We start from the raw sequence: 9,614 nt of genomic DNA, 5'->3' as shown, positions 1-9,614 counted from the left end.
GACAAGGACCATCGCGGCACGCTCAAGGTCGACCTGTATCGCATGAAGATCACGGGAGCGACCGATGCGCCGCTCAACGATCTCGTCAAGAACGGCGGCATCAAGCTCGAGAAGGTGAAGACCATCGACCTGCCGCGCAAGACCGAATGGCTCGGCTGGTAAGATAGGAACCGTCCTGCGGGACGGCTCAACACACTCCGCAGTCATCCCTCGCGAAGGCGGGGATCCGGTACGCCGCGGCCCTCGGTCGAACGCAGGCGCCTCCGGAATACTGGATCACCCGCATTCGCGGGTGATGACAACGGTGGGTGGTACGAACGCAGTGAGTAATACGTAGCGCGCATTCTGTTGACGACGTCAGGATCACGGCATGACCGAAACAACCGAAATCGATCGCCCGCCAAAAGCGGCGGCGCCTGCCATTGCTCCGCTGCTCAGCGTGCGCAACATCGAGGTGGTCTATGACGACGTCATCCTGGTGCTGCGCGGACTGAGCCTCGAGGTGCCGCAGGGCGCCATCGTGGCGCTGCTCGGCGCCAACGGCGCCGGCAAGTCGACCACGCTGAAAGCGATCTCCGGATTGCTCAAGACCGAAGACGGCGAGGTCACCCGCGGCGAGATCGTTTTCAACGGCGAGCGCATCAACGGCATCGATCCCGACAAGATCGTCCGCCGCGGCATCTTCCAGGTGATGGAGGGCCGCCGCGTCATCGCCGACATGACCTCGATCGAAAATCTGAAACTCGGCGCCTACACCCGCAGCGACAACGAGATCGGCGCCGACATCGATCGGGTATTCGAGTATTTCCCCCGCCTGAAGGAGCGCACCGGCCTCGCGGGCTATCTCTCCGGCGGCGAGCAGCAGATGCTGGCGATCGGCCGCGCGTTGATGGCGCGCCCGAAGGTGATCCTGATGGACGAGCCGTCGATGGGACTGTCGCCGCTGCTGGTCAAGGAAGTTTTCGGAATCATCAGCAAGATCAATCGCGATCTCGGCGTCACTATCCTTCTGGTGGAGCAGAACGCCCGCGCCGCCCTCTCGGTCGCGAGCCACGGCTACATCATGGAACAGGGCAAGGTCGTGCTCGACGGCTCGGCTGCCGAGCTGCGCGACAATGAAGACGTCAAGGAATTCTACCTCGGCGGCGCCGGCGACCAGCGCAAGAGTTTCAAGAACCTGAAGAGCTTCAAGCGAAGGAAGCGGTGGCTGTGATGCCGCGGGTGCTCAGCCGAGCACCTGCTCGGCTTCCGCAACCGCGCTGAGGACATGATAGAACGAAGACGCAGGGATCGTGGCGACCAGCGACGCACCGTCGCGATCGAACTGGTCGTACCAGCCGCCGGCGACGGGGTGTCGAAGATAATGCCGCTCGAGCCGCGCCAGCGCCATGCGCGCTTCATCCGCGGCACCGGCCTCGCCCGCTTCGGCCTGCGCGATCCACGCCTTGGCCATCTCGGTCTGCGGCCACAGACGCCTTGTATGCTTTCGGATGTTGCCCTCGGCGTCACCCTCGTCGACCAGGCAGCCGGTGGCCTCGTCGCGATAACGCAGCATGGTGGCGAGCAATTCTCCGCGAGGACGCCCCGTCGGGCAGCCCGTGATGCGTTCGAATCCCTTGAGCAGCCAGACCCACTCCGCCTGATGACCGGGCTCGACGCTGACCGGCTCGATCCTCGACCAGTCCTCCTCGAAATATTCGCCCAGCACGCGTTTTTGCCTGTCGTAGAGGTTGGCGACGAACAGCGCGAAAAAGTCACCGGCGCGGTTCTGGAACACAGGCTCATGGGTCGCATCGAACGTCGCGATCATGGCTTCAAACAGGTGCATGTGCGGGTTCTGCCGGCGCGGCATCGACGCCGGCAATCCCTCCAGAAAGCCGCCATGCGGCGAGCGCAAATGAGAATCCAGGAACGACAGCAGCGCGTCGATTTCGGCGCGTATCTGGGCGTCGCGATCGAGCGCATAAACGCTGGCGAGCGCCAGCAGCACGAATGCATGGTCATAGGTGTCGCGAAGCGGGTCCAGAACCGCACCATCGGGCGCCAGCACGTGGACGAAGCCCGGACGGCCGTCGGGGGCCTTCGCCCTGGTCAAGAGATGATCGAGGCCCTTGAGCGCGATGGCGCGACCTTCGGGATACCAGCCCATTTGGGCTGCCTTGGCGAAGCAATAGATCTGCCGGGCCTGCACCAGAACGCGGCGGGGTGCCAGAAGATCGGCGCGGCCGTCCTGATCCAGCCGGTCGATGAAGCCGCCGGTTGCCGGATCCCAGCCTTGCTGCGACCACAGCGGCAACGCGTGGTCGATCATGCGCAACTTCAGTTTCGCGACAATATCGAGCGAATCCTCTGCCGCGGCGGTTTGTCCCTCAGCCATTCCGTCAGCCAATCCGTCTTTTGGGGCAACTCCCACCCCGGTCGCCGCCGTCTGATACCACGTGCAAGGCGGTGTGCAATTGGCTCGAACACACAGGACCAGCCATGACCGACCACTACGACGCCCTCGAGACACGGCCGCCCGCCGCGCGCGAGGCCGAGCTGTTTTCGCGGTTACCGGAGGTGCTGCGCAAGGCGATGGCGGCGCCGGCCTATGCCGAACGTCTCCGGGGTATCGATCCCGCCGGCGTCACCAGCCGGGCGGCGCTGGCCGGGCTGCCGCTGCTGCGCAAATCCGATCTCCCTGCCCTGCACAAATCCTCCCCGCCGTTCGGCGGCCTCGTCTCGGTCGCTCCAGGCTCCTTTGGGCGGCTGTTTACATCGCCCGGCCCGATTTTCGAGCCGGAGGCTACCCACGCCGACCCATGGCGCGGCGCCCGGGCGCTCTACGCCGCGGGCTTCCGGCCGGGCGACGTGGTGCTGAACACCTTCAGCTATCATTTGACGCCTGGCGGCTTCATCTTCGATGCCTCGGCGCGCGCGCTCGGTTGCGCGGTGATCCCTGCCGGTCCCGGCAATACCGAGGCGCAATTCGAGCTGATCGAGGCCTATCGGCCGGTCGGCTACAGCGGCACCCCGGATTTCCTCAAGATCCTGCTCGATGCCGCCGCAAGCGCCGGGCGCGACGTCTCCTCGATCAGGCGCGCGCTGGTGTCGGGGGCGGCATTCCCGGCATCGCTGCAGCAGGAGATCAAATCGCGCGGGGTCGATGCCTACCAGGCCTTCGGCACCGCCGATCTCGGCCTGATCGCCTTCGAGACCGCGTCGCACGAGGGCATGGTGGTCAACGAGGAGCTGATCATGGAAATCGTGCGGCCCGGCACCGGCGATCCGGTCGCGCCAGGCGACGTCGGCGAAATCGTGGTGACCACGCTTGATCCCCATCACCCCTGGATCCGGCTGGCGATCGGCGATCTCACCGCAGCATTGCCAGGCCCGAGCCCGTGCGGCCGGAGCAACATGCGGATCAAGGGCTGGATGGGCCGCGCCGACCAGACCACCAAGGTCAAGGGCATGTTCGTGCGGCCCGAGCAGATCGCCGAGATCGGCAAGCGTCATCCGGAACTGGGCCGGCTGCGTCTCGTCGTGAGCCGCGAGGCCGAGGCCGACGTGATGACGCTCAGATGCGAATGCGCGTCGCCCAGCGGCGAGCTTCAAGGCGAGATCGCCGCGACGCTGCGCGCGGTGGCAAAGCTCGGCGGCCAGGTCGAACTGGTCGGCCCGGGATTGCTTCCCAACGACGGCAAGGTCATTGCCGACGAGCGCAAGCCGGCGTGATCGTTGCCGCCGGCGGTGGCAGACTCAAAACTTGCGAACAAGCTCGATCACTTCGTTCTGCTGCTCCGGCGTGATCTCGGCGAACATCGGCAGCGACAGGATCCTGCCCTGCGCGCGATGCGCATTGGGAAACTGCTCGGGGCGGGCGTCGAGCCGGCTGTAGGCGGCGAGAAACGGCAACGCGGTCGGATAGTTGATCGCGGTCTGCACGCCGTTGGCGTTGAGATGCGCCGCCAGCGCGTCGCGGCACGGATGCTGGATGGTATAGAGGTGATAGACGTGGTCGCGGCCGACAGCAATCTGAGGGACCACGACATCCTCGATCTGGTTGAGGCCGGCGTCGTAAATCTTCGCGGCATCCTGGCGCGCCCGGGTCCAGTCGGGCAGATGCGGCAGCTTCGCCGACAGGATCGCCGCCTGCATGCCGTCGAGCCGGCTGTTGACGCCTTCGATGTGATGTTGGTGCTTCACCAGGCCGCCATGACGGGCCAGCATCGTCATGTGCTCGGCGAGCGCGCCGTCATTGGTGACGACCGCGCCGGCGTCGCCCATCGCACCCAGATTCTTGCCCGGATAAAACGAATAGGTCGCGGCATTGCCGAAAGTGCCGATCTGCTGGCCCTTGTAACGCGCCAGATGCGCCTGAGCGCAATCCTCGATCACCCAGAGCTTGTGCTTGCGCGCGATCGCCATGATCGCGTCCATGTCGGCCGGCTGTCCGTACAGATGCACCGGAATGATCCCGACCGTCCGTGGCGTGATCGCGGCCTCGATCGCCGCGGGATCGATCGTGAAGGTGGCGTCGTCGGTGTCCGCGAACACCACGCTGCCGCCGGCGTGGGTGATCATCGCCGACGTCGAGATCCAGGAATGCGCCGTGGTGATGACCTCGTCGCCGGGCGCAACCTTCAGCGCGGCCATGGCGAGATACAGCGCATCGGTGCCGTTGGCGCAGGACACGCAGTGCCCGACCTCCGCCACGGCGGCGAATTCGCGCTCGAACGCGTCGACATAGGGACCGCGAATGAATGCATTGTCCCTGATGACGGCGGCGATCGCGCCATCGATCTCGCTCTTGATAGTCTGGTATTGCAGTTGCAAATCCGCAAACGGTACCGACATCGATCGTCTTCCTTATTTGCGCTGATCAAGCCGGCGTGCAGGGTTGCCCGCGTAGGTGCCGGCAGCGGTGATGTCCCTTGTTACCACCGAGCCCGCCCCGATCACGACATCGTCGGCGATCCGCACCGGCATGATGGTGGCATTGGAGCCGATCGAAACCCGGTTGCCGATCACCGTCTCGCGCCAAAGCTCCTTGCGTCCCCCCGAAGGGCCGCCGCTTGCGAAGGTGTCGTTGATGAACATCACGCCATGGCCGACAAAACAATCTTCGCCGATCGTCACCAACTCGCAGATGAAGGCATGCGACTGCACGCGAGTGCGGGCGCCAACCGCAGCACCTTTCTGGATCTCGGTAAACGGCCCGACAAAGCAATCGTCGCCGATCCTGCAGCCGTAGAGATTGCATGGCTCCACGATCTTGACCCGCACGCCGAACTCGACGTCGCGAATGCCCGCATGGTGCAGGTCCGGCTGGTTCACGAGGCCACCCCGAGCCGGCACAGCCGGGGCGTGAAATGCAGCGGAACTTCCTCGCCGGTTTCGATCGATTCGTAGAGCGCGGAAATCAGTTCCAGGCTCTTGCGCCCCTCCAGGCCGTCCACCAGTGCGGCACGCTGGTTGATCAGGCAATCGATCACGTGCTGGTAGTAGGCCTGATGGCCAAAGCCGTAGACGTTGGGCGGATTGACCGAAAATTTTTCGACCACGTCCTTGTCGGAAGCCAATTCCTCGGCAAACCGCCAATGCCTGATCTGGTTGACGGCAAAGCCGGCGATTTCAACGGTTCCACCCTCTCCCAGGATCGACAGCGAGCCTTCGAGGTCGGTCGGACGCGCGGCGGTGGTCGCCTCGATGATGCCCAGCGCGCCGTTCTTGAACTTCAACGTCGCCACCGCGGTGTCTTCGGTTTCGATTTTCGCCAGCGCGGTGGTCGCGCGCGCGTGCACGCTGACGACGTCGCCAAAGAACCACTCCAGCATATCGACGTGGTGGCTGGCCTGATTTGAGAGCACACCGCCATCATAGGCCCAGGTGCCGCGCCAATCATCCTGATCGTAATAGGCCTGGTCCCGGCACCAGCGCACGCGCACCGTGCCCAGAATTAGCCGTCCGAACCGGCCGGCATCCAGCGCTTCGCGCGCCTTGACCACCGGAACGTTGAAACGGTTCTGCTTGACGATGAACAATTTGACGCCGGCCTCGTCGCAGGCGCGGATCATGGCGTCGGCATCCTGCAGCCGCAATGCCATCGGCTTTTCGACGACGACGTGTTTTCCTGCCCTGGCGCAGGCGATGACGTGCTCCGGGTGCATGCCGCTCGGCGTCAGCACCGCCACCGCGTCGATATCCTTCCGCGCCAGAAAATCATCGATGTCGTAAACCGCGGGAACGCCGAATTTCGAGGCGATCGCATCGGCCCGCGCGCGAACCCGATCGCAGACCGCGACCAGGCTGGCCCGATCGATATGGCCACCCCCCAACAAATCGGAGTGGCGCTTTGCGATGCGGCCACAGCCGAGCAAACCGAATCTTATCATGAATGCTTCCTTCGGCCATTGACGGCGGGGGCGAGAATTCGAAGGCGGGGGATCAGGACCGCATTATAGACCCGTGTTCTACATCAATGGAAGCCGCTGTAAACTCTTGGGTTTGTGCTTGCTCGACTTCTGTGGGACTGTCTTGTATGAAAATCCGGCATCCGTTCCCATACGGTGCTGAAGGCGCATCATGGAGGCTTTTGCTTGTAACCACTGCGGGTTGCACGCTTCCGGCTATTGGGATATCTCGCTTCAGCAAGCGGTACAGCCCAACTGGTTGCGAATGACGTATGGCGAATGATGATCAACGCGCTCGGGTTCGCCTCAAACTGGGAGGCCTGATTTTTTTTCCACATCGTGGTTTGCTGCGTTTCCCTGATCCGTCGCGCAGACTACAAATATCCGATCGCCTTCGATCCGACGACGTTTCACATCTTCTTTCGTCCGGAGCTATTGCACATTGCACTCTTCGCGGTGGGATCTTTCGCCCTTGTTTCGCTTCTCTTCACCTTTGCCCGCTTCAGCTTCGGTTACTTCGTCGGATTCTATTTTTACTCGGTGGTCCTCAGCTATCTCTGGCTGAATTGTTTCACAGACCTGAACTATAATCATCGGCTGGGAGGGCTTTCCGCCGCAACCTCGGCCGTTGCTTTCCTGTTGCCGGCACTGTTCATCTCGGCGCCGGTCCGTCAGAGATACGTCTTGACGGCGACGCAGTTCGACCGGCTGCTGGTGGCAATCCTGCTCTTTGGCGTGGCCGTCGTCGCATTCAGCGCGGCCTACAATTTCCGGCTGGTGGCCGTCGTGGACATTTATGAGTTCCGCGACAAGCTCGTGTCACCAGTGATACTGAATTACCTCGTCGGGATCGTGTCGAGCGCATTGCTACCGTTTGCCTTTGCCGGTTTCGTGGCCCGTCGGGCTTACTGGCGAGCCGGCGCAGTTCTCGTTCTTCTACTGTGTCTGTATCCCGTCACCCTCAGCAAGGTCGCCCTTTTCACTCCCTTCTATCTCGTTGGCATCCTGGTTCTTTCGAGGATGTTCGAGGCCAGGACGGCGGTGGTCGTTTCCCTGCTCGGACCAATCCTGGCCGGGCTTGTTCTGGTTTACCTGTTCGGGGCCAAGGCAGCGCTGTACCTTGCTTTCGTCAATCATCGAATGATGGCGATTCCGGCGACCGCGATCGATGTCTACACTGATTTCTTTTCCAGGCACGATCTCACCTATTTTTGCCAGATCTCGTTCTCAAAATATTTCATGTCCTGCCCCTATCAGGAACCGCTTTCGATCCTGATGGAGCGGACCTACAAGCTCGGCAATTTCAATGCGTCGCTGTTGGCAACGGAAGGCATCGCATCGGTCGGGTTGCTATTCGCGCCGATTGCCGTGTTCGCCTGCGGTCTGGTAATCGCGCTGGGCAATCGGCTGTCGGCGGGATTGCCAGCCGGCTTTATCCTGGTTTCCGGAGCGATATTTGCCCACATCCTGCTCAACGTGCCCTTGACGACCACGCTGCTGACCCACGGGGCAGCGGTTCTTTTTCTGCTCTGGTACCTGACGCCGCGCGCGATATTCCAGCAGCACGCCGCCAGCGAACCACCTCTCCGCGGAACCTATGCCGCCGCCCCTGTGAGCCGGCCGGCCTGATCCCGACACCTTGTCACGCCACGGGACCCGCATCATTCACCTGCGACCGCGCGTTGCCGGCTCTTTTCGCCCGCGCGACCATGCCGCCGGCGACGCCGACGCCGAGCACGTACATCCACCCTTCGTGGAAATCGAACAGATGCGAATTCAGCAACGAACTGACGATATTCTGAACAACGACAATCAACCCGATCCACGCCGCGAAGCCGGCTTCACGGAACAGCAGGAGATGAAAATACCACATCGCATAGAGCACGATGCATCCAAGCACGCCCCACTGCAGGGCAACGTACAGGGTCTGATTGTGCGGATTGGTGATCGAATTGGCCCAGGCGCCGGTCTTGCCGACGGCCTCCCTGTCGAACAACTGCCTGGTCGACCCGGTGCCATGGCCAAACAAGGGAGCTTCGCCAACGGACCGGATCGATATGCGCCAGTACTCCAGCCGCTGGCCGGTCGAGGTCGGTTCAAATACCTCGGTGTATTCCCGGTATTCGAACCCAACGCGTTCGACACGCTCGCGCAAGTAGGGTGAGGTGAACCAGGTCAGGATGGCGATGGCAGCCGCCCCCATGAACAACAGCCACATGGCGCGCCGTTCCAGATGCCTAGCGGCAAACAGGATCGTCAGTACCAGCATGTAGAGCAGGGCCGTGCGCGCCAATACCACGAACATCATGTTGGCGAAGAAGGCGAGCATCAACGCCGCACACGCCGCGGCCAGCGCCAGACGCCGCTGCTTGAAGGACGCCAGAACCAGGGGAGCCAGCCCGAAAATGCAGAGCGCGAATTCCTGGCTTTGGTTGATGGAGTTTTTCAGCGGCACGCCAGGAACCTCCGTGGCCGCGATTTTCCAGCCGGGCGCGAACAGCACGAGCCATGACAAGCCCATCAGGAGCGCGCAGGAAGCGAGAAACGCCACCAGCACCCAAAACCCGCGCCGCGAGCGCTCGAAATGATAGATCAGGAAGGGGATCGCCAGCAGCTTCGCCACCGGGCTGATTCCTTGCAGTCGTGCGGGCCATGGTCCATCCGCCCACAGCGTCCCGACCACGGCAAGCCCGACGAATGCCACGGGCAGCCAGCAAGCAGGCCCCTTCAGTACCTCGAGGAACCGCCGGGGCTCGATGGTCGGGATCAACACGATGAACCAGATCACCATGAAGATTGCGACCCCGGTCGTCGACCATGGAAGGCTGGCCGCCACCAGCACCGGGTATATGTCCACGCACAGCAGCCAGAACCGGGAATGCACCGCCGAGCGCGCGAGGGCGGATATCCCGGAGGGCGGCGGAGTTGTGCTCGTTGCTTCGGGCATGCGCTACGCGACCACCGCTGATCTTGTCGGCGCCGGCAGAACCGAATTACCGGAGTTTCCGATCAACCCAAGAAACAGCACCAGTGCGGAGTTTGGCGCCACCAACCATGAAAACGCGACTCGGAACGCGAGCGGCTCGTGGCCGCCGTTTGGCTGTATGGCAGGCTCTGCCGAAACAAGCTTGCTCCCGGGCAAAGACATGCAACTTGGCTCCTGCCCGACAAACATGAATCCCGTATTGGCGAGCCTGTGACGGGATGCCCGGATTCACCAAT

At 62.8% G+C, this 9,614-nt stretch carries 9 protein-coding genes and 1 pseudogene; 5 read left to right on the top strand and 5 right to left on the bottom strand.

Features of this window, described 5'->3' with window-relative positions; all coding sequences use genetic code 11:
- Together Q8N40_RS04370 and Q8N40_RS04365 are read left to right on the top strand one after the other, a co-directional pair.
- Positions 1-162, top strand: a pseudogene (locus tag Q8N40_RS04370) (branched-chain amino acid ABC transporter substrate-binding protein); the annotation flags it as partial.
- A gap of 208 nt (positions 163-370) precedes the next feature.
- Entirely contained in the window at positions 371-1,213 is an 843-nt protein-coding gene (locus Q8N40_RS04365; protein ID WP_305319483.1) for an ABC transporter ATP-binding protein, read from the top strand.
- 12 nt (positions 1,214-1,225) lie between these two features.
- On the opposite strand, the gene Q8N40_RS04360 is transcribed toward Q8N40_RS04365, so the two are convergent.
- On the bottom strand, positions 1,226-2,377 hold the full coding sequence (locus Q8N40_RS04360; protein ID WP_305710933.1) for an AGE family epimerase/isomerase: 1,152 nt from the start codon (positions 2,375-2,377) through the stop codon (positions 1,226-1,228).
- 104 nt (positions 2,378-2,481) lie between these two features.
- Here Q8N40_RS04360 and Q8N40_RS04355 point away from each other — a divergent pair, with 104 nt between their 5' ends.
- On the top strand, positions 2,482-3,714 hold the full coding sequence (locus Q8N40_RS04355; RefSeq protein WP_305319481.1) for a phenylacetate--CoA ligase family protein: 1,233 nt from the start codon (positions 2,482-2,484) through the stop codon (positions 3,712-3,714).
- Positions 3,715-3,738: 24 nt separating this feature from the next.
- Here Q8N40_RS04355 and Q8N40_RS04350 read toward each other — a convergent pair whose 3' ends face one another.
- The 3 genes from Q8N40_RS04350 to Q8N40_RS04340 are packed head-to-tail and all read right to left on the bottom strand — an operon-like array spanning position 3,739 to position 6,374.
- Positions 3,739-4,836: a DegT/DnrJ/EryC1/StrS aminotransferase family protein gene (locus tag Q8N40_RS04350; RefSeq protein ID WP_305710932.1), complete on the bottom strand. Its 1,098-nt coding sequence runs from the start codon at positions 4,834-4,836 to the stop codon at positions 3,739-3,741.
- 12 nt (positions 4,837-4,848) lie between these two features.
- Positions 4,849-5,316, bottom strand: a complete 468-nt coding sequence (locus Q8N40_RS04345) for an acyltransferase (RefSeq protein WP_305710931.1) — start codon at positions 5,314-5,316, stop codon at positions 4,849-4,851.
- Positions 5,313-6,374 carry a Gfo/Idh/MocA family protein gene (locus Q8N40_RS04340; RefSeq protein WP_305710930.1) on the bottom strand — a complete coding sequence of 354 codons (1,062 nt, stop codon included), beginning with the start codon at positions 6,372-6,374 and terminating at the stop codon, positions 5,313-5,315. Before Q8N40_RS04340 ends, Q8N40_RS04345 begins: the two co-directional genes overlap by 4 nt.
- A 357-nt stretch (positions 6,375-6,731) precedes the next feature.
- Here Q8N40_RS04340 and Q8N40_RS04335 point away from each other — a divergent pair, with 357 nt between their 5' ends.
- Positions 6,732-8,021, top strand: coding sequence for a hypothetical protein (locus Q8N40_RS04335; RefSeq protein ID WP_305710929.1), 1,290 nt, complete (start codon positions 6,732-6,734; stop codon positions 8,019-8,021).
- A 13-nt stretch (positions 8,022-8,034) separates the two neighbouring features.
- On the opposite strand, the gene Q8N40_RS04330 is transcribed toward Q8N40_RS04335, so the two are convergent.
- On the bottom strand, positions 8,035-9,183 hold the full coding sequence (locus tag Q8N40_RS04330; protein WP_305710928.1) for an O-antigen ligase: 1,149 nt from the start codon (positions 9,181-9,183) through the stop codon (positions 8,035-8,037).
- Here Q8N40_RS04330 and Q8N40_RS04325 point away from each other — a divergent pair.
- Positions 9,167-9,592: a hypothetical protein gene (locus Q8N40_RS04325; protein WP_305710927.1), complete on the top strand. Its 426-nt coding sequence runs from the start codon at positions 9,167-9,169 to the stop codon at positions 9,590-9,592. The genes Q8N40_RS04330 and Q8N40_RS04325 overlap by 17 nt on opposite strands.
- Positions 9,593-9,614 lie beyond the last annotated feature (22 nt).

Source organism: Bradyrhizobium sp. (genome assembly GCF_030693485.1).
In the GTDB taxonomy this organism is placed as follows: domain Bacteria; phylum Pseudomonadota; class Alphaproteobacteria; order Rhizobiales; family Xanthobacteraceae; genus Bradyrhizobium.
This window is presented reverse-complemented; position numbering and strand designations above follow the sequence as displayed.